The organism is Streptomyces sp. NPDC034103, assembly GCF_055575395.1.
This window is the reverse complement of the sequence record NZ_JBVISS010000022.1, coordinates 1-18,016: the sequence shown is the minus strand read 5'-3', so window position 1 is coordinate 18,016 and position 18,016 is coordinate 1. Positions and strand designations below refer to the sequence as shown.

General features: G+C 72.5%; 18 protein-coding genes. 10 read left to right on the top strand and 8 right to left on the bottom strand.

Annotated features, from left to right (window positions below):
* Nucleotides 1-40 precede the first annotated feature (40 nt).
* The 3 genes from ACZ56U_RS36915 to ACZ56U_RS36905 all read right to left on the bottom strand — a co-directional run bounded on the left by ACZ56U_RS36915 (nt 41) and on the right by ACZ56U_RS36905 (nt 5,311).
* On the bottom strand, nt 41-1,513 hold the full coding sequence (locus ACZ56U_RS36915; RefSeq protein ID WP_469088308.1) for an NAD(P)/FAD-dependent oxidoreductase: 1,473 nt from the start codon (nt 1,511-1,513) through the stop codon (nt 41-43).
* Nucleotides 1,514-1,832: 319 nt separating this feature from the next.
* Nucleotides 1,833-3,272 carry a nitrosuccinate lyase gene (locus ACZ56U_RS36910; RefSeq protein WP_469088307.1) on the bottom strand — a complete coding sequence of 480 codons (1,440 nt, stop codon included), beginning with the start codon at nt 3,270-3,272 and terminating at the stop codon, nt 1,833-1,835.
* Nucleotides 3,269-5,311 (bottom strand): FAD/NAD(P)-binding protein, encoded by a 2,043-nt coding sequence (locus tag ACZ56U_RS36905; protein WP_469088306.1) that lies wholly within the window; start codon nt 5,309-5,311, stop codon nt 3,269-3,271. Before ACZ56U_RS36905 ends, ACZ56U_RS36910 begins: the two co-directional genes overlap by 4 nt.
* Nucleotides 5,312-5,757: 446 nt before the next feature.
* Here ACZ56U_RS36905 and ACZ56U_RS36900 point away from each other — a divergent pair, with 446 nt between their 5' ends.
* The 10 genes from ACZ56U_RS36900 (at nt 5,758) to ACZ56U_RS36855 (ending at nt 14,826) form a co-directional block, all read left to right on the top strand.
* Nucleotides 5,758-6,300: a hypothetical protein gene (locus tag ACZ56U_RS36900; RefSeq protein ID WP_469088305.1), complete on the top strand. Its 543-nt coding sequence runs from the start codon at nt 5,758-5,760 to the stop codon at nt 6,298-6,300.
* On the top strand, nt 6,297-6,491 hold the full coding sequence (locus ACZ56U_RS36895; protein WP_391243348.1) for a MerR family transcriptional regulator: 195 nt from the start codon (nt 6,297-6,299) through the stop codon (nt 6,489-6,491). The genes ACZ56U_RS36900 and ACZ56U_RS36895 overlap by 4 nt, the downstream gene beginning before the upstream one ends.
* 88 nt (nt 6,492-6,579) lie before the next feature.
* Nucleotides 6,580-7,596, top strand: a complete 1,017-nt coding sequence (gene mvk, locus ACZ56U_RS36890) for a mevalonate kinase (protein WP_469088304.1) — start codon at nt 6,580-6,582, stop codon at nt 7,594-7,596.
* Nucleotides 7,586-8,617 (top strand): diphosphomevalonate decarboxylase, encoded by a 1,032-nt coding sequence (mvaD, locus tag ACZ56U_RS36885; RefSeq protein ID WP_469088303.1) that lies wholly within the window; start codon nt 7,586-7,588, stop codon nt 8,615-8,617. Before mvk ends, mvaD begins: the two co-directional genes overlap by 11 nt.
* Complete coding sequence (locus ACZ56U_RS36880; protein WP_469088302.1) at nt 8,614-9,714, top strand: phosphomevalonate kinase; 1,101 nt, start codon at nt 8,614-8,616, stop codon at nt 9,712-9,714. The genes mvaD and ACZ56U_RS36880 overlap by 4 nt, the downstream gene beginning before the upstream one ends.
* Entirely contained in the window at nt 9,711-10,805 is a 1,095-nt protein-coding gene (gene fni / locus ACZ56U_RS36875; RefSeq protein ID WP_469088301.1) for a type 2 isopentenyl-diphosphate Delta-isomerase, read from the top strand. The genes ACZ56U_RS36880 and fni overlap by 4 nt, the downstream gene beginning before the upstream one ends.
* Complete coding sequence (locus ACZ56U_RS36870; protein WP_391243333.1) at nt 10,802-11,863, top strand: hydroxymethylglutaryl-CoA reductase; 1,062 nt, start codon at nt 10,802-10,804, stop codon at nt 11,861-11,863. The genes fni and ACZ56U_RS36870 overlap by 4 nt, the downstream gene beginning before the upstream one ends.
* Before the next feature lie 3 nt (nt 11,864-11,866).
* Nucleotides 11,867-13,036: a hydroxymethylglutaryl-CoA synthase gene (locus ACZ56U_RS36865; protein ID WP_469088300.1), complete on the top strand. Its 1,170-nt coding sequence runs from the start codon at nt 11,867-11,869 to the stop codon at nt 13,034-13,036.
* Nucleotides 13,037-13,140: 104 nt separating this feature from the next.
* Complete coding sequence (locus ACZ56U_RS36860; RefSeq protein ID WP_391243327.1) at nt 13,141-14,157, top strand: 3-oxoacyl-ACP synthase III family protein; 1,017 nt, start codon at nt 13,141-13,143, stop codon at nt 14,155-14,157.
* Between the two features lie 78 nt (nt 14,158-14,235).
* Nucleotides 14,236-14,826 (top strand): malonic semialdehyde reductase, encoded by a 591-nt coding sequence (locus ACZ56U_RS36855; protein WP_469088299.1) that lies wholly within the window; start codon nt 14,236-14,238, stop codon nt 14,824-14,826.
* 79 nt (nt 14,827-14,905) lie between these two features.
* Here ACZ56U_RS36855 and ACZ56U_RS36850 read toward each other — a convergent pair whose 3' ends face one another.
* The 5 genes from ACZ56U_RS36850 to ACZ56U_RS36830 form a co-directional block, all read right to left on the bottom strand.
* On the bottom strand, nt 14,906-15,232 hold the full coding sequence (locus ACZ56U_RS36850) for a DUF6059 family protein (RefSeq protein ID WP_469088298.1): 327 nt from the start codon (nt 15,230-15,232) through the stop codon (nt 14,906-14,908).
* Nucleotides 15,233-15,432: 200 nt separating this feature from the next.
* The gene (locus tag ACZ56U_RS36845) at nt 15,433-15,561 is read right to left on the bottom strand and encodes a hypothetical protein (RefSeq protein ID WP_391243318.1); all 129 of its coding nucleotides are present in this window, start codon (nt 15,559-15,561) and stop codon (nt 15,433-15,435) included.
* A gap of 22 nt (nt 15,562-15,583) precedes the next feature.
* Nucleotides 15,584-16,993, bottom strand: a complete 1,410-nt coding sequence (gene ahcY, locus ACZ56U_RS36840; protein ID WP_469088297.1) for an adenosylhomocysteinase — start codon at nt 16,991-16,993, stop codon at nt 15,584-15,586.
* Complete coding sequence (gene metF / locus ACZ56U_RS36835) at nt 16,971-17,876, bottom strand: methylenetetrahydrofolate reductase [NAD(P)H] (protein ID WP_469088296.1); 906 nt, start codon at nt 17,874-17,876, stop codon at nt 16,971-16,973. The genes ahcY and metF overlap by 23 nt, the downstream gene beginning before the upstream one ends.
* Nucleotides 17,873-18,016 (bottom strand): vitamin B12 dependent-methionine synthase activation domain-containing protein (locus ACZ56U_RS36830; RefSeq protein ID WP_469088359.1); only part of this gene is annotated, 144 nt, incomplete at its 5' end. The genes ACZ56U_RS36830 and metF, both read right to left, overlap by 4 nt.

Below are 18,016 nucleotides of genomic sequence, written 5' to 3'. Positions count from 1 at the left end.
GACGGTGTATTACGCGCCACTCGGCCGAAACGCGGCGCGCTCACGATCCCCGCCGTTCGCCGGCCGGTGCCGCGGTCGGCCAGTGGGCCGAGGAGCCGGTGGGCCGGGGCCGCGCGACGGACCCGGTGGCGACCCCGATGGCCGGTACCGACGGCTGGACGGGCCTGCGCCTGCGGGCCTCGGGGCCGTGGGTGAGGCTGGGCGGCGCCGTGGCGGTGGCGGCCTGCCGGGGGCCCAGGGCGACGCGCAGCGCGCGTGAGCGCAGTGCGACGGGCGGCACGAGGGCCTGGTCCTGGTGGAGCAGCAGGGCCGCCGCGTGCGGGTCGGTGGTCGCGGCGGCCGCGAGCCGGGACGCGTAGCGCCGGCCGAACCGGGCCCGCAGTCCGCGGGCCGCGCCCAGGGGGCGGGTGCTCGCCTGCCAGGCGGGGGCGATCTGGTGGGCCAGCGCCCGGCGCAGCCGGTGGCTGATGCCGATCGCGGTGCCGTGCGCGGTGAGCAGGTGCTGGAGGACCAGCGCGGACTCCACGGCGAGGGTCATGCCGTGGCCGTGCGCCGGGTCGAGGGCGGCGAGGGCGTCGCCGACCACGAGGAACTGGTCGGGCCAGCGGCGCAGCCTCTCGTAGTGGCGCAGCCGGCTGTCGGTGCGGGCGCTGCCGTAGACGGGGCCGAGCGGGGTGGCCGTCGCGATGAGGTCGCGCAGCAGCGGGTGGCGCAGGGCCGCGGCGGCGCTCAGCAGTTCGGCGTGGTCGGCGGGCGGCGGGGTGCCGTCGCCGGTGGCGATCGTCACCGACCAGCGGCCGCCCTCGACGGGGTTGAGCACGGCCTGGCGCGGATCGCCGGGCGCCGCCATCACCCACAGGCTCGTGAAGTCGGCGACATGGCCGACGGGGGGCGCGTACAGGGTGGTGGCGTACGACGTCCCGGTGGCCGCCACCGACTCCGCGGGCTTTTCGTAGCCGAGCTCGGCGAGCCACTCGGGGGCCTGCGAGCCGCGTCCGGAGGCGTCCACGACGAAGTCGGCGCGGATGAGGTGCTCGGGGTTCCAGCCGTCGGGCTCCCTGCGGTTGCGGCGGCGCGCCCAGACGCCGGTGACGGTGTCCTCGGGGCCGGGCTCCAGCGCGACGACCTCGTGCTCCTGGAGGAAGGTCACCTTGGGGTCGGCGCGCAGCCGGTCCCGTACGACCGAGTCGAGCAGGTCGCGGCCGGCGCTGAGCATCGACAGGTCCGTGGCGCAGCGCGGCAGCCAGCCGGCCGGGCCGAGCAGCAGCATGTCCTCCGGGATGCGCACCCGGACCGCTCCGGCGCGCACGAGGTCGTCGCAGATGCCGGGGAACAGCAGCTCCAGGCCCTGCTGGGCCGCGGTCATCAGGCCGTGGGTGTGCCGTGCCTGCGGCACCCCTCGGCGGCGACCGGGGCCGCGGGGCAGCCAGTCGCGCTCGATCACGGTGACCCGGTCCATGAAACCCGCCAGCGCCCGGGCCGCGGTGAGCCCGGCGAGGCTGGAGCCGATCACCAGACCGTGCCCGTGACCCCCGCCCCTTTCCACAACACGCGCGTCCAGACTCAACTCGGCCGCCTCCCCAGTGCGTTGTGCTTGCATCATGCGCCGCGCCACGCCCCGAGCCACCAGGTTCGACACCGGCTCAAGCGACATTCGAGACGGCCGCGAGGGGGATTCGAGTGGAGCGTGGAGCGGGACGTGGGGCGGGCGAGGGGCGGGTGAGGGGCGATCAGGGTCCGGACCAGGGAGGAGAGGGCGCCGCCGACCACGGCCCGGCGCCGCGGGCGGCGGCGGAAGCATCCGCCGCCGTCCCTCGGGCGGATGGCGGCCGTCAGGGCGCCGGGGCCCGCCCGGGTCGTGGCGCGGTCAGGGCACGGTCCACCAGAGCGCCCGCGACGCCCGTGTAACCGGCCGGGTCCAGGAGGGCGGCGGCCTCCTCGCGGGTCAGCACGCCCGCCAGTTGGGGCAGGTCGGCGAGGACGTCGGCCAGTGGCAGGCCGGTGCGGGAGGCGACCCAGGAGGCCTGGGTCAGCAGTTCCTTGGCGGCCGTCTTGCCGATACGCGGGGCCAGCACCGCGGAGACCCGCTCCGAGACGAGCTGGCCGCCGGTCGCCTGGAGGTTGGCGCGCATCCGTTCCGGGCGGACGGTCAGGCCCCGGGCGAGCTCGACGGCCGTGTGCGCGGCGCCCCCGGTGAGCCGCAGCGCCTCCCGCAGCGGCTGCCACTCCGCGTGCCACATCCCGGCCGACCGCTCGTCCTCGGTGGGCAGGCACTGCGACAGCACGGCCGCCAGCGCCGGGACCTGGAGGGAGGCGGAGCGGATCAGGGTGGCGAGGACCGGGTTGCGCTTGTGCGGCATCGCCGAGGAGGCGCCCCGCCCGGCGACCGCGGGCTCGGCCACCTCCCCGATCTCGGTGCGGGTCAGCACCAGCACATCCGCGGCGATCTTGCCGAGCGCCCCGGTGGTGTGGGCGAGCGCGGCCCCCAGGTCGGCGACGGGGGTGCGCAGGGCGTGCCAGGGCAGGACGGGCACGGCCAGCTGGGTCTCGTCGGCGAACGCGGCGCCCAGATGGTCGAGCACGGCCGCGGGGTCCGCGTCCGCACCGGCGTACTGGAGATAGCCGGCCAGGGTTCCGGCCGCGCCGCCGAGCGCCACCGGGAGCCCGCCGTCGGCGAGCCGTTCCAGGCGTTCCACGGCGTCCAGCACCAGGGCGCGCCAGCCGGCCGCCTTGAGCCCGAACGTGGTGGGCACGGCGTGCAGGGCGAGGGTGCGGCCCGCCATCACCGTGTCGCGGTGCGCGGCCGCGAGCCCGGCCAGCGCCTCGGCGACCGCCCGCAGGTCGGCGACGATCAGGCGCAGCGCCCGCTGGGCCACCAGCATGGCGCCGGTGTCGAGGACGTCCTGGCTGGTGGAGCCGCGGTGCACGTACTCGGCGGCCTCCGGGGTGCGTTCGGCGACCACCGCGGTCAGCGCCTTGACCAGACCCACGACGGGGTTCGCGGTCTCCCGCGCGGCCAGCGCCAGTTCGCGTACGTCGAGCAGCTCCGCGCGGGCGGCGGCGGTGATGGCCGCGGCCGCCTGGGCGGGGATCGTGCCGCAGCGGGCCTGGGCGCGGGCCAGGCCGGCCTCCGCGTCGAGCATCGCCTGGAGCCAGGCGCTGTCGCCGACGGCCGCCTCGACGGGGGTGCCCGCCCGGACCGGCGACAGCAGCCCGGCGTCCAGGTGGTCGGGCAGGGTTCCCGCCCACGGCGGCGTGTGCACCGTACTCATACGGCCGCCCTCGCGTCCGCGCTCTGCAACTCCGTGACCGGGTGCGGCAGTTCGGGCAGGGCGAGGACCGCGGCCGCGATGGCGTCGGAGTCCTCCAGGGTGACCGAGCCGACGCCGGGGCGGATGCCGGCGGCGGTCACCCAGTGCACGGACTCGGTGGGCACCCCGTAGGCGAAGCGGCGCGGATGCGGTACGCCGCGCGCGTCGATGACGTGGTACGGCCGCTCGGACACGGCGAGGCCGCCGGTCTCGTAGTCCGTGCCGCCCGTGCCGTCCCCGGCGGGGATGCGGTAGGGGTGGCACTGGCCGGTGGCCCGCAGGTGGTTCATCAGCGGGTCGGCGGTGCGCCGCAGGTCGATCTCGGGCAGCCGGGCCTCGATGAGGACCGTGGCCCGCACCCGCACGTCCGGTATCTCGCTCGACGTGCCGATGAAGCAGGGGCCGTACGGGTCGTCGGGGTCGGGGGTGACGCGCATGCCGGGGCCGGTCACGTCGAGGACGCCGGCGTCCAGGAGCGCGGCCATCTCCTCGATGCGGGAGGCCGGCGGGCCGATGGACAGGTAGGCGTTGAGCGGGGTGTACCAGCCGTCGAGGTCGTCGCGGTGGGACGCGGCGGTCAGTCCGGCGTGGTCGACGGCGAGCCGCAGCTCGTTGCGCAGGTCGCGCAGGATGTCGAGGGCGGCCTTGACCGGACCGCTGACGTTGCCCTGGCGGGCCAGCCGGACGTCGTCGTCGAGGTGGCCGCGCAGCCAGGCGCGGAAGGCGGCCTGGTCGGTGAAGACCCGGTCGCCGTAGGGGCGGGCGACCCGCTTCCAGTCCCAGCGTTCGGCGCTGCCGATGCCGGTCGCGTCGAGCAGCACGTCCTCGTCCGCGCCCGGTTCGGCCTCCAGGTAGGCCTCGACGAACTCCTCGACGACGTCGGGGAGTTCACCGCGCGACTCCAGCAGCGCGGCGTAGTAGACGCTGCACACCTCCTTGGAGACGAGCGGCCACAGGTCGGCGGCGAAGTCGATGGCACCGCCGTGGGGGGCGCGGGCGCGCAGGGCGGCGATGTATCCGGCGGTCAGCAGCCGCGGGAAGTAGCGGCCGTGCGCGCCCTTCTCGTTCTCGCCGCGCGCCTGGTAGGGCACGCCGCGCCGGGAGCCGGCGTGCAGGCGGGGTTCGCGGCCCGAGGGCCGGTAGACCAGACGTCCCTCGACGCGGGTGAAGACGCCGCCGCGGCCGTGGGTGAACAGGGCGAGGTAGTCGAAGAAGTTGAGCCCGAGCCCGCGCAGCAGCACGTGCTCGCCGGGCCGGATGCCCGACAGGTCCACGTCGGCGGGGTTGGCCGGGGCGAGGTAGGTCAGGCCGTGGTGCTCGGCGTACTCGGTCAGCTCCCGTTCGGTGTCGGAGAGCTGGGCCGGTACGTGGCCCTGGGCGAGGACGACCGCGGACAGTCCGGTCAGCCGGGTGCCGTCCTCCAGCTCGACGGTCTGCTCCCCCGCCGGCCCGTCGTCCTCGAGGGCGACGGCCCGCACCGGGTGCGTCAGTACCGTCAGATGCGCCGCCGCACCGGCGACGACCCGCTGGAAGGCCCACGTCAGGTAGCAGCCGTACAGGGCGCGGGTGGGGTAGGAGTCGGGGCCGAGACGGCGGGCCTCGGCGAGGACGCCGTCGTCGTAGCCGCCCGGCGGGACGGCGTCGAGGGTGCGCGAGACCAGCGCCTTGGCCCACTCGTACAGGCTCGGCCCCTCCTCCAGCGGTCCGTCGATCCGGACGCTGGCGTCGGTGTAGACCGTGACCTGCGAGGACACGGTGTTCATCAGCAGGTGCCGGGACTGGGTGGGGCGCCACACCCGTCCCGAGCCGGGCGGGTCCGGGTCGACGACATGCACGGTGACGGTGTCCCAGCGGGGCGACTTCCGCTCCTGTGCGCACAGCCGTTCCAGGACGGAGAGGCCTCGTGGGCCGGCTCCGACGAGGCAGACCTCCAGGTGCGCCGCCCCGTCTCCACGGGCCGACTGGGTGGATTGCCGGGTGTCCGGATAGCCGAATGGCATCGGATCGCCCTGGGCAAACTGACTGGCCGCCTTCACGAGCGGCCCTGCGGTGAGTCCGACGCCGACTGCGCGTCCGCCTCCATGCGTACCGTCCACAATGCCTCCTTCCTCCGCCACGGTCGGGGCAGGCGCTCAACCCTTGCTCGGCCCTTGATGGAAAGCCGCTGGAGGAATTGCGGAGGCCCTGGCCGACCGCTGTCGGGCAGGCGGTGTCCTGCCATCTCCGGCGGGCCGCGAACGGGGCTGTATCGGGACTCCAGCACCGCTCGCTACGTTCGGGAAAAAGGCGTCACCGGATCGACCCGGCCATTTCGCGCAACACGGTCGCGGAGGGCGAGCCGCCTCATGAAGGAGATTCGTCGATGGTTCACCCGTGCTCCAGAAATCACACTCATGAGAGCAGCGCCGTCCCCGGTTTCGTCCTTTGTGCCGCCTGTATCAGCCAGGTGGAACGCGATCTGCGCATCATTCCCGCACTGCACCAGGAGTCCTTGCACCATGTGTCGCCGACCCATCGGCGGAGCAATCCCACCCGGGTGTCGGGGAGTCGGCGGCGGGACCACCTGAACATCTCGGTGCTGGACGCCCGTCACAACATCCTCGCGACGCTGGAGTCCTGGGCGGAGATCGTCGTGGAGCAGCTCGGCGTCACCGCGCCGGCCCGCACCGTTCCGCAGCTGGCCCGGTTTCTGACCCGGCATCTGGAGTGGCTGGCCGCCCAGCCCCCGGCCGCCGATTTCGCGAGTGAGGCCGAGGCCCTCGTCGCCGAGCTGCGCGGCATGATCGACCCCGAACCCGGGGCGTTGCAGAGCCTGATCCGGCAGTGCGTGGTGGACGGGTGCGGCGGCACGATCAGCGCCTCGCCGAAAGACGCCGGAAAGCCGGGGAGCCGGAGCATCGCATGCTCGGCGGGCCACTCCTGGGAAACGCATGAATGGCTGACTCTGCGGCAGCTCATGGAGCGGCAGCGAAAGGGTGTCTCGGCATGACGAAACCGCCACGCCACCGGCTTGTTCCCACGAATGTCGCCGCACTCGCCGTGGGGGTGTCGGAAGCGACGATCCGCAAATGGGTGAGCCGCGGGAAGATCACCCGCTATGGCGCGCCCAACTGCCGTTCGGAGTTCGACATCGAGGAACTCACGGAGATCGCCATGAGGCGTCGTACCGAAACCCGGTGACGATGTCCCATTCCCCCGCACCACCTTCTGCTCCGCGCCAGAAAATCCAACCGCCCGTCTCGAAGAACTTCGTGAAACGACAAGGGGAGTGAGTGCGTTGACTCTACCGACCTCAGTGGAGGGGGTTTCGGATAACCATCGGGCTCGCTCGGTCGGCATCGGTCGCGCCCATGCCAAGGCCATCCTGCTGGGCGAGCACGCGGTGGTGTACGGAACCCCGGCGCTCGCGCTGCCGATCCCGCAGCTGACGGCCACGGCGAACGCCGGATGGTCCTCCCACTCCGCCGACGCCCCGGGCGGCTTGTCCTTCACCATGACCGGTTCCGCCTCGCGGGCGGTGGTGACGCTGGCCTCGGACGGTCTGCAGAAGCTGGCCTCGGCGTTCAAGGAGCGCATGGGCGTGCCGGGCAGCCCGCACCTGGACGTCATCCTCGACGGCGCCATCCCGCCGGGACGCGGGCTCGGTTCCAGTGCCGCGAACGCGCGGGCGATCGTCCTGGCGCTGGCCGACCTCTTCGGCCGTGAGATGCCCGACTCCACGGCGTTCGACCTGGTGCAGACGGCCGAGAACATGGCGCACGGCCGGGCCAGCGGCGTCGACGCCATGGCCGTCGGCGCGCCGGGCCCGCTGCTGTTCCAGGCGGGCCGGGCCGAGGAACTGGCCATCGGCTGCGACGGGTTGTTCATCATCGCCGACAGCGGCACCGCGGGCAGCACCAAGGAGGCCGTGGAGCTGCTGCGGGAGGGATTCACGCGCGAGGCGGGCGCCGAGGAGCGGTTCCTGGGCCGTGCGACCGAGCTCGTCGAGGAGGCCCGGCGGGCCCTCGCCGACGGCTCGCCGGAGGAGCTCGGCGCGCGGCTGACGGACTATCACGAGCTGCTGCGCGCGGCCGGTCTGAGCACCGACCGGATCGACGCCATGGTCGCCGCCGCGCTCGACGCGGGCAGCCTCGGCGCCAAGATCACCGGCGGTGGGCTGGGCGGCTGTGTCCTCGCCCTCACCCAGCCCGAGCAGGCCAGGGAGGTCGCCGGGCAGCTGCACGAGGCCGGCGCCGTCCAGACGTGGGTCGTACCGCTGAGGAGGCTCGTCACCCATGAGCACTGAACAGCTCGCGCGACCGCGCGCCGAGGCCGGGACCGTGACGGACGCCACCGCCGTCGCGCACCCCAACATCGCGCTCATCAAGTACTGGGGCAAGAGCGACGAGCGGCTGTTCCTGCCGCGCACGGACAGCCTGTCGATGACCCTGGACATCTTCCCGACCACCACCCGGGTGCGGCTCGCCGCGGGGGCCGACGAGGACGCGATCACCTTCAACGGCGAGCGCGCCACCGGTGAGGCCGCCCGGCGCATCAGCGCCTTCCTGGACCTCGTACGGGAGCGGGCGGGCAGTACGGCACGGGCCGTCGTGGACACCGAGAACACCGTGCCCACCGGGGCCGGCCTCGCCTCCTCCGCCAGTGGTTTCGCCGCCCTCGCCGTCGCCGCGTCGGCCGTCTACGGGCTCGACGGCGACCCGCGGTCCCTGTCCCGGCTGGCCCGGCGCGGCTCCGGCTCGGCGTCCCGGTCGATCTTCGCCGACTTCGCCGTCTGGCATGCCGGCACCGACGACCTGAGCTCCTACGCCGAGCCCGTCGACGCCGCCGCCGGCCTGGACCCGGCGCTCGTCGTCGCCGTCGTCAACGCGGGCCCCAAGGAGGTGTCCAGCCGTACGGCCATGCGCCGTACCGTCGACACCTCGCCGCTGTTCGAGCCGTGGGCCGACTCCGGCAAGGCCGACCTCGTCGAGATGCGGGCGGCGCTCAGCCGGGGCGACCTGGACGCGGTCGGCGAGATCGCGGAGCGCAACGCGCTCGGCATGCACGCCACCATGCTCGCCGCCCGCCCCGCCGTGCGGTACATGTCACCGGCGTCCCTGACCGTCCTCGACAGCGTGGCGCAACTGCGGCGCGACGGCGTCCCGGCCTACGTGACCATGGACGCCGGGCCCAACGTCAAGGTGCTGTGCCGGCGCGCGGACGCCGACCGGGTGGCCGCCGCCGTGCGCGCCGCCGCCCCCGACGTCGCGGTGCACACCGCCGGACCGGGCCCGGGCGCCCGCCTGCTCACCGGGGGCGGACGATGACCTCCCGGCGCACGGTCGTACGGCACGCGCCGGGCAAGCTGTACGTCGCGGGCGAGTACGCGGTCGTCGAACCCGGCGGCACGGCGATCCTGATCGCGGTCGACCGGTACATCACCGTCACCGTGACCGGGGCCGACGACACCGGCGTCGTCATCGCCTCCGACCTCACCGCGCGCGCGGTGCGCCACCAGTGGCGGGACGGCCGGCTGACCGGGGGCGACGGGACGACGGAGTACGTCGCCGCCGCCGTCGAGACCGTGGCCGGGCTGCTCACCGAACGCGGCCTGCCCGTCCCGGCGTTGAGCGTGTCCGTCACCAGCACCCTGCACGACAACGGCCGCAAGTACGGCCTGGGCTCCAGCGGCGCGGTGACGGTGGCGACGGTCGCGGCCGTGGCGTCGTACTGCGGGCTCCGGCTGTCGCGCGAGGCCCGGTTCCGCCTCGCCCTGCTCGCGACCGCCCGGATCGACCCCAAGGGCTCCGGCGGCGACCTCGCCGCCGGCACCTGGGGCGGCTGGATCGCCTACCGGGCGCCCGACCGGGAGCACGTGCTCGCCCTGGCCCGCGACCGGGGTGTCGAGGAGGCGCTGCGCGCCGACTGGCCGGGCTTCGAGGTACGCCGGCTGCCCGCGCCCGAGGGTCTGGCCCTGGAGGTGGGCTGGACCGGCAGGCCGGCCTCCACCACCAACCTCGTGGCCGGGCTGCACCGGCGGATCTGGCGGGGCAGCCCCTCGCACCAGAAGTTCATGGAGACCAGCCACGACTTCGTGCACGCCGCGATCGGCGCCCTCGAGACCGGCGACGGCCCGGGCTTCGCCCAGCAGATCCGGCGCGCCCGGCAGGAACTGGCCCGCTTGGACGACGAGGTCGGCCTCGGCATCTTCACGCCCGAACTGACGGCGCTGTGCGACGCGGCCGAGGCCGTCGGCGGCGCCGCCAAACCCTCCGGGGCGGGGGGCGGCGACTGCGGCATCGCCCTGCTGGACGCCGACGCCCCGCACGACATCGCGCACGTAAGGCAACGGTGGGCCGCGGCCGGGGTGCTGCCCCTGCCGTTGCGTCCCGCCCCTGAAGGGCCCGAAGGGAACGAAGAATGAGTAGCGCTCAGCGCAAGGACGACCACGTCCGGCTCGCCATGGAGCAGCAGCACGCGCACAGCGGACGCAACCAGTTCGACGAGGTGTCGTTCGTCCACCACGCGCTGGCCGGCATCGACCGGCCGGACGTGTCCCTGGCAACCACCTTCGCCGGTATCGCCTGGCAGGCGCCGCTCTACATCAACGCCATGACCGGCGGCAGCCCCAAGACCGGTGTCATCAACCGGGATCTGGCCGTCGCCGCCCGCGAGACCGGCGTGGCCATCGCCTCGGGCTCGATGCACGCCTACTTCAAGGACCCGTCCTGCGCGGACACCTTCCGGGTGCTGCGCACCGAGAACCCGGACGGGTTCGTCATGGCCAACGTCAACGCGACCGCGTCGGTCGACAACGCGCGGCGCGCCATCGACCTGATCGAGGCGAACGCCCTGCAGATCCACCTCAACACGGCGCAGGAGACGCCCATGCCGGAGGGCGACCGCTCCTTCGGCTCCTGGGCGGCGCAGATCGAGCGGATCGCGGCGGCCGTCGACGTCCCCGTGATCGTGAAGGAGGTCGGCAACGGGCTCAGCCGCGAGACGATCCTCGCGCTGCCGGGCCTGGGCGTGCAGGTCGCCGACGTCAGCGGCCGCGGCGGCACCGACTTCGCGCGCATCGAGAACGGCCGGCGTGAACTCGCCGACTACGCCTACCTGCACGACTGGGGCCAGTCCACGGTCGCCTGTCTGCTGGACGCGCAGGACGTCGGCATCCCGGTGCTGGCCTCGGGCGGGGTGCGCACCCCGCTCGACGTGGCCCGCGCCCTCGCCCTCGGCGCGCGTGCCGTCGGCTCCTCCGGGGGCTTCCTGCGCACCCTGCTCGACGGCGACGTCTCCGCCCTGGTCGCCAAGATCTCCACCTGGCTCGACCAGTTGGCGGCCCTCCAGACCATGCTCGGCGCCCGAACCCCCGCCGACCTCACACGCTGCGACCTGCTGATCCACGGCGAGCTCCGGTCCTTCTGTGCCGACCGGGGCATCGACACGCGGCGGCTCGCCCAGCGCTCCAGCTCCATCGACGCCCTCCACGAGATGACGGGAAGCACACGATGACCGAAGCACACGCGATCGCCGGGGTCCCCATGAGGTGGGTGGGCCCCCTCCGCATTTCGGGGAACGTCGCCAACACCGAGACACAGGTCCCGCTCGCCACCTACGAATCGCCGCTGTGGCCGTCCGTGGGCCGCGGCGCGAAGGTCTCCCGGCTGGCCGAGAAGGGCATCGTCGCCACCCTCGTGGACGAGCGGATGACGCGTTCGGTGCTCGTGGAGGCCACCGACGCGCTGACCGCGCTGACCGCCGCCCGGACCATCGAGGCGCGCATCGACGAACTGCGCGAAGTGGTGCGCGGTTGCAGCCGGTTCGCCCAGCTGATCGGCATCCGGCACGAGATCAACGCCAACCTGCTGTTCATCCGGTTCGAGTTCTCCACCGGCGACGCCTCCGGCCACAACATGGCGACCCTCGCCTCCGACGCGCTCCTGGCGCACCTGCTGGAGACGATCCCGGGCATCTCCTACGGGTCGATCTCGGGCAACTACTGCTCGGACAAGAAGGCCACCGCCATCAACGGCATCCTCGGCCGCGGCAAGAACGTCGTCACCGAGATCCTCGTCCCGCGTGACGTGGTCGCCGACGTCCTGCACACGACGGCCGCGAAGATCGTCGAGCTGAACATCCGCAAGAACCTGCTCGGCACCCTCCTCGCCGGCGGTATCCGCTCGGCCAACGCCCACTACGCCAACATGCTGCTCGCGTTCTATCTGGCGACCGGCCAGGACGCGGCCAACATCGTCGAGGGCTCGCAGGGCGTCGTCATGGCCGAGGACCGCGACGGCGACCTGTACTTCGCCTGCACCCTGCCCAACCTGATCGTGGGCTCGGTCGGCAACGGCAAGGGTCTCGGCTTCGTCGAGACGAACCTGACCCGGCTCGGCTGCCGGGCCGACGTCGCGCCCGGCGAGAACGCCCGCCGGCTCGCCGTCCTCGCCGCGGCCACGGTGCTGTGCGGCGAGCTCTCGCTGCTCGCGGCGCAGACGAACCCCGGCGAGCTGATGCGGGCGCACGTCCAGCTGGAACGCGACAACAAGACCGCAAAGGTTGGTGTATGAGGCATGTCCATATCCATCGGAATCCACGATCTGTCCATCGCGACCGGCGAGTTCGTCCTGCCCCACACCGCGCTCGCCGCGCACAACGGCACCGACATCGGCAAGTACCACGTGGGCATCGGCCAGGAGTCGATGAGTGTCCCGGCCGCCGACGAGGACATCGTGACCATGGCGGCGACGGCGGCCGCGCCGATCATCGCCCGGCACGGCAAGGACCGCATCCGTACGGTCGTCTTCGCCACCGAGTCCTCGATCGACCAGGCGAAGTCGGCCGGCATCTACGTCCACTCGCTGATCGGGCTGCCCTCGGCCACCCGTGTGGTGGAGCTGAAGCAGGCCTGCTACGGGGCGACGGCGGCCCTGCAGTTCGCCATCGGCCTGGTGCGGCGCGACCCCGCCCAGCAGGTCCTGGTGATCGCCAGTGACGTCTCCAAGTACGAGCTGGACAGCCCGGGCGAGGCGACCCAGGGCGCGTCCGCGGTGGCCATGCTGGTGAGCGTGGACCCGGCGCTGGTGCGGATCGAGGACCCCTCCGGGCTGTTCACCGCCGACGTCATGGACTTCTGGCGGCCCAACTACCTGTCCACCGCGCTCGTCGACGGCCAGGAGTCCATCGGCGCCTACCTCCAGGCCGTCGAGGGCAGCTGGAAGGACTACTCGGAGCAGGGCGGGCGCGCGCTCGAGGAGTTCGCCGCGTTCTGCTACCACCAGCCGTTCACGAAGATGGCGTACAAGGCCCACCGCCACCTGCTGAACTACTGCGGCTACGACACCGACAAGGACGTCATCGCGAGCGCCCTCGGCCAGACCACCGCCTACAACACGGTGATCGGCAACAGCTACACCGCGTCGGTGTACCTGGGCCTGGCCGCGCTGCTGGACCAGGCGGACGACCTGTCGGGCCGGCCGCTGGCCTTCCTCAGCTACGGCTCCGGCTCCGTCGCCGAGTTCTTCTCCGGCACCGTCGTCGCCGGCTACCGGGACCACCTGCGCACCGCGGAGAACCTGGAGGCGATCGCCCGGCGCAGGACGGTCGACTACGCCGGCTACCGCGAGCTGCACGAGTGGACGTTCCCGACCGACGGCGGCGACCACGCCACCCCGGAGCAGACCACCGGCCCGTTCCGGCTCGCCGGGATCAGCGGCCACAAGCGGATCTACCAGACGCGCTGAGCGTCTCGCGGGCCGGCGGCCCCTGGGCGGTCCTCTCGGGGACCGCTCGTCCGCCGGCCCGTTCGTACCGCCATTCACAGACCACTTGAGGGGAGGGCAGCCGCATGACACCGACCACGATCGCCGCCCACGGCAGCCCCATGAAGGACATCAGGATCCTCGGTACCGGGGCCTATGTGCCGGAGCGGATCGTCTCCAACGACGAGGTCGGCGCGCCGGCCGGCGTCGACGACGCCTGGATCGTCCGCAAGACCGCCATCCGGGAGCGGCGCTGGGCCGCCCCCGAGCAGGCCACGTCCGATCTGGCGACGGCCGCGGCGCGGGCCGCGATGGAGGCGGCCGGCATCACCGCCGAGCAGCTGTCCATGATCGCGGTGGCCACGTCCACGCCGGACCGGCCGCAGCCGCCGACCGCGGCCTATGTGCAGCGCAACCTCGGCGCGGCCACCACCGCGGCCGTGGACGTCAACGCGGTGTGCTCCGGCACCGTGTTCGCGCTCTCCGCGGTCGGCAGCGTCATCCTGCGGCGGGGCGGCTACGCGCTGGTGATCGGCGCGGACCTGTACTCGCGCATCCTGAACCCGGTCGACCGCAGGACGGTCGTGCTGTTCGGTGACGGCGCCGGCGCCATGGTCCTCGGCCCGACCACGCACGGTCCGGTCGTACGGCATGTCGCCCTGTACACCTTCGGCGCCCTGTCGGACCTGATCCAGGTGCCCGGGGGCGGCAGCCGGCAGCCCCTCGACGCGGCCGGTCTCGACGCGGGCCTGCAATATTTCGCGATGGACGGGCGCGAGGTGCGCCGCTTCGTCGTGGAGCAACTGCCGCAGCTGACCAAGGGGTTCCTGCACGAGGCGGGCGTCGAGGCCGCGGACATCAGCCACTTCGTCCCGCACCAGGCCAACAGCGTCATGCTCGACGAGGTCTTCGCCGAGCTGGCCCTCCCCCGCGCCACCATGCACCGCACGGTCACGCACTACGGCAACACGGGCGCCGCCTCCATCCCGATCACCCTCGACGCGGCCGCCCGCGAGGGCGCCTTCCGCCCCGGCGAGCTGATCCTGCTGGCCGGCTTCGGCGGCGGCATGGCCGCGAGCTTCGCCCTGGTCGAGTGGGGGTGAGGGCCGCGCACGGACACCGCGCCGAACCGACTCAGGGTTCCCGATCCCCGTAGAAGCCGCTGCTGAAAGGTTGTATCCATGTCGCTCGTGCTCGACGCCGCCGCCCAGGACCTCCTCTTCCGTGAGGCCCGGACGGCCAACACCTTCACCGACGAGCCGGTGACGGACGAGCAGATCCTCGCGATCTACGACCTCGTCAAGTACGGTCCCACCGCCTCCAACCAGAGCCCGCTGCGCATCACCCTGGTGCGCTCCCCCGAGGCCCGTGAGCGTCTCGTGCGGCACATGGCCGAGCCCAACCGGCCGAAGACCGCCACGGCGCCGCTGGTGGCGATCCTCTCCACGGACAACGAGTTCCACGAGGAGCTGCCCAAGCTGGTCCCGCACTTCCCCCAGGTCAAGGACGTCCTGTACGCGGAGCGCCCCACCCGCGAGGCCTCCGCGCTCCTCAACGGCGCCCTTCAGGCCGCGTACTTCATCATCGGTGTCCGGGCCGCGGGTCTCGCCGCGGGTCCCATGAGCGGCTTCGACGCCGCGGGCGTCCAGAAGGAGTTCCTGGACGACGACCACACCCCGCTGATGGTGGTCAACATCGGCAGGCCCGGCCCGGACGCGTGGTTCCCGCGCGCCCCGCGCCTGGACGCCGACGAGGTCATCACGACCATCTGAATCCGGCCACACGGCACGAGGCCGGGTGCGCGGAGCTCGACGGCTCCGCGCACCCGGCCTCGCGTGTGTCACGAGCCGGTCAGCGGCGGTCGCGGGCCCGCTCCTCGTACGCCGGCCACACCTCACGGACCAGGAGCCGCTCCTGCGGGGACAGCGGTACGTCCTCACGCAGCCGCTCGGGGTGCGCCGTGGGCGGTCCGCCCACGCCCGGCGGCAGCACCAGGAACCGGTTCTGCGCGTAGCGCACCAGGCGGTTCTGGGAGCGTGAGGCCGAGCGGGGCGGTTCCATGGCCTGCATGGCCTCGGGGCCCACATAGAGGGCCCCGTGTGCTGCCAGGCCCCGCCACAGAGGCCGCAGGCAGCGGCTGACCGTCATCCGCAGAACGCCTCGCAGCATCCGAATCATGTCTGCACCTCCACGCCTCCGCTCGTCGTCTCCTACAGAGACTGACAAGGTTCACTCGTGGACCGGTCGAGAAGACGTGGTGCACGGCCGCGCTGTTTTCCGGCCATCGGACACCGCCCGGACACCTTCCGCGCACGACGACGAGGCGCGCCGCACAACTGCTGCGGCGCGCCTCGTGGACGGGACGAACGGGTACGTCGTCAGTCGATACCGCGGACGACGTGCGGCTCCCAGGCGTCGTCCTCGTCGGCCCCGGCGAGCCGGAGCGGCGGGGCGAGAGCCGGGACGTCGTGGGACTGTCTGAGGTCCTCCTCCAAGATGTCGTACACGTTCTCCTCCTGCTCGGTCGGCTCAGTAGCGGTAGTGGTCGGGCTTGTAGGGGCCGTCGACGTCGACACCGATGTACGAGGCCTGCTCGGGGCGGAGCGTGGTGAGCTTGACGCCGAGCGCGTCGAGGTGGAGCCGGGCGACCTTCTCGTCGAGGTGCTTGGGCAGCGTGTAGACGCCGATCGGGTACTCGGCCTGCTTGGTGAACAGCTCGATCTGGGCCAGCGTCTGGTCCGCGAAGGAGTTGGACATCACGAACGACGGGTGGCCGGTGGCGTTGCCCAGGTTCAGCAGGCGGCCCTCGGACAGGACGATGATCACCTTGCCGTCGGGGAAGGTCCAGGTGTGGACCTGGGGCTTGATCTCGTCCTTGACGATGCCGGGGATCTGGGCGAGGCCGGCCATGTCGATCTCGTTGTCGAAGTGGCCGATGTTCCCGACGATCGCCTGGTGCTTCATCCTGGCCATGTCCGAGGCCATGATGATGTCCTTGTTGCCGGTCGTGGTGATGAAGATGTCGGCGGTCTCCACGACCTCGTCCAGCGTGGTCACCTGGTAGCCGTCCATCGCGGCCTGGAGGGCGCAGATCGGGTCGATCTCGGTGACGATGACCCGGGCGCCCTGACCGCGCAGCGACTCCGCACAGCCCTTGCCGACATCGCCGTAGCCGAACACCACGGCGGTCTTGCCGCCGATGAGGACGTCGGTGGCGCGGTTGATGCCGTCGATCAGGGAGTGCCGGCAACCGTACTTGTTGTCGAACTTCGACTTGGTCACGGCGTCGTTCACGTTGATCGCCGGGAACAGCAGAACGCCGTCGCGTTGCATCTCGTACAGGCGGTGGACGCCGGTCGTGGTCTCCTCGGTCACACCGCGGATCTCCGAGGCGATCGCCGTCCAGTCCAGCGGGCTGTTCTCCAACAGGGCCCGCACGACGGCCAGTTCCTCGTTCTCGGCGGCCGGCAGCTCGCCCGTCTTGCGGTACTCGACGCCCTTGTGGACGAGGAGGGTGGCGTCACCGCCGTCGTCGAGGATCATGTTCGGGCCGGCGTGCCCCGGCCAGGTCAGGGCCTGCTCGGTGCACCACCAGTACTCCTCCAGCGTCTCGCCCTTCCAGGCGAACACCGGGATGCCCGCGGCGGCGATCGCGGCGGCCGCGTGGTCCTGGGTGGAGAAGATGTTGCAGGACACCCAGCGGACCTCGGCGCCGAGCGCGACCAGGGTCTCGATGAGGACGGCGGTCTGCACCGTCATGTGCAGGGAGCCCGTGATCCGGGCGCCGGCGAGCGGCTGCGCCTCCGCGTACTCCTTGCGGATCGCCATCAGGCCGGGCATCTCGTGCTCGGCGAGGGTGATCTCCTTGCGGCCGAACTCGGCGAGGGAGATGTCGGCGACCTTGAAGTCCGTGAAGTCAGCGCTGGGCTGCGAGGGCATGCTGGGCACTCCTTGAGTTCGTCACGTTGCGATGGATTTCGAGCGTCGCCGTCGAGCGGTTGAGCGTGATGTAGTGCAGCCCCGGGGCGCCTTCGGCGAGGAGCCGTTCGGCCATCGCGGTGGCGTACTCGACGCCGATGCGGTGGCCGTCCGCCGGGTTGTCGCGCACGGCGTCCAGGCGGTGGGCCAGGTCCTCGGGGAAGGCGGCGCCGCTGAGTTCGGCGAAGCGGGCGATCTGACGTACGTCGGTGGCCGGCATGATCTCCGGGATGATCGGGGTGTCGCAGCCCGCGGCGACCACCCGGTCGCGCAGCCGCAGATAGTCCTCGACCTTGAAGAACATCTGGGTGATGGCGTAGTCCGCGCCGGCTCTGCACTTGGCGACGAAGTGCCGGATCTCGCTGTCCCAGTCCGCCGAGCGCGGATGCCGCTCGGGGAACGCGGCCACGCCGACGCTGAACTCCCCCGACTCCTTGACCAGCCGCACCAGTTCGTCGGCGTGGGTGAAGCCGTCGGGGTGCGGGATCCAGGGGGCGTTGGGGTCGCCGGGCGGGTCGCCGCGCAGGGCGAGGACGTCCCGGACGCCGGCGTCGGCGTACTGGCCGATGATGTGCCGCAGCTCCGCCACCGAGTGACCGACCGCGGTCAGATGGGCGACGGGCCTGAGGGTGGTGTCGGTGGCGATCCGCTTGGTCACCTCGACGGTACGGTCCCGCGAGGACCCCCCGGCCCCGTAGGTGACCGAGACGAAGGCGGGCGCCAGCGGCTCGATCCGGCGGATCGCCTCCCACAGCGTCCGCTCCCCCTTGGCCGTCTTGGGCGGGAAGAACTCGAAGGAGAACGACGGCGTCCCCCGGTCGAGGAAGTCGCGCAGTGTGGTCATTCCCGGCCTCCGGCGTTGAAGTAGCTGGCCTCGGGGTGGTGCAGGACGATCGCGTCCGTGGACTGCTCGGGGTGCAGCTGGAACTCCTCGGACAGGTGGACGCCGATGCGCTCCGGCTGGAGCAGTTCGGCGATCTTGGC

Bases quoted from the DNA above. Each gene is read 5' to 3' on its own strand.
- fni (WP_469088301.1), top strand. From the start codon at position 9,711: ATGAGTAGCGCTCAGCGCAAGGACGACCACGTCCGGCTCGCCATGGAG.
- ACZ56U_RS36910 (WP_469088307.1), bottom strand. From the start codon at position 3,272: ATGAGTACGGTGCACACGCCGCCGTGGGCGGGAACCCTGCCCGACCAC.
- ACZ56U_RS36865 (WP_469088300.1), top strand. From the start codon at position 11,867: ATGTCCATATCCATCGGAATCCACGATCTGTCCATCGCGACCGGCGAG.
- ACZ56U_RS36850 (WP_469088298.1), bottom strand. From the start codon at position 15,232: ATGATTCGGATGCTGCGAGGCGTTCTGCGGATGACGGTCAGCCGCTGC.
- ACZ56U_RS36880 (WP_469088302.1), top strand. From the start codon at position 8,614: ATGACCTCCCGGCGCACGGTCGTACGGCACGCGCCGGGCAAGCTGTAC.
- ACZ56U_RS36895 (WP_391243348.1), top strand. From the start codon at position 6,297: ATGACGAAACCGCCACGCCACCGGCTTGTTCCCACGAATGTCGCCGCA.
- ahcY (WP_469088297.1), bottom strand. From the start codon at position 16,993: ATGCCCTCGCAGCCCAGCGCTGACTTCACGGACTTCAAGGTCGCCGAC.
- metF (WP_469088296.1), bottom strand. From the start codon at position 17,876: ATGACCACACTGCGCGACTTCCTCGACCGGGGGACGCCGTCGTTCTCC.
- ACZ56U_RS36855 (WP_469088299.1), top strand. From the start codon at position 14,236: ATGTCGCTCGTGCTCGACGCCGCCGCCCAGGACCTCCTCTTCCGTGAG.
- ACZ56U_RS36870 (WP_391243333.1), top strand. From the start codon at position 10,802: ATGACCGAAGCACACGCGATCGCCGGGGTCCCCATGAGGTGGGTGGGC.
- mvaD (WP_469088303.1), top strand. From the start codon at position 7,586: ATGAGCACTGAACAGCTCGCGCGACCGCGCGCCGAGGCCGGGACCGTG.
- ACZ56U_RS36860 (WP_391243327.1), top strand. From the start codon at position 13,141: ATGACACCGACCACGATCGCCGCCCACGGCAGCCCCATGAAGGACATC.
- ACZ56U_RS36905 (WP_469088306.1), bottom strand. From the start codon at position 5,311: ATGCCATTCGGCTATCCGGACACCCGGCAATCCACCCAGTCGGCCCGT.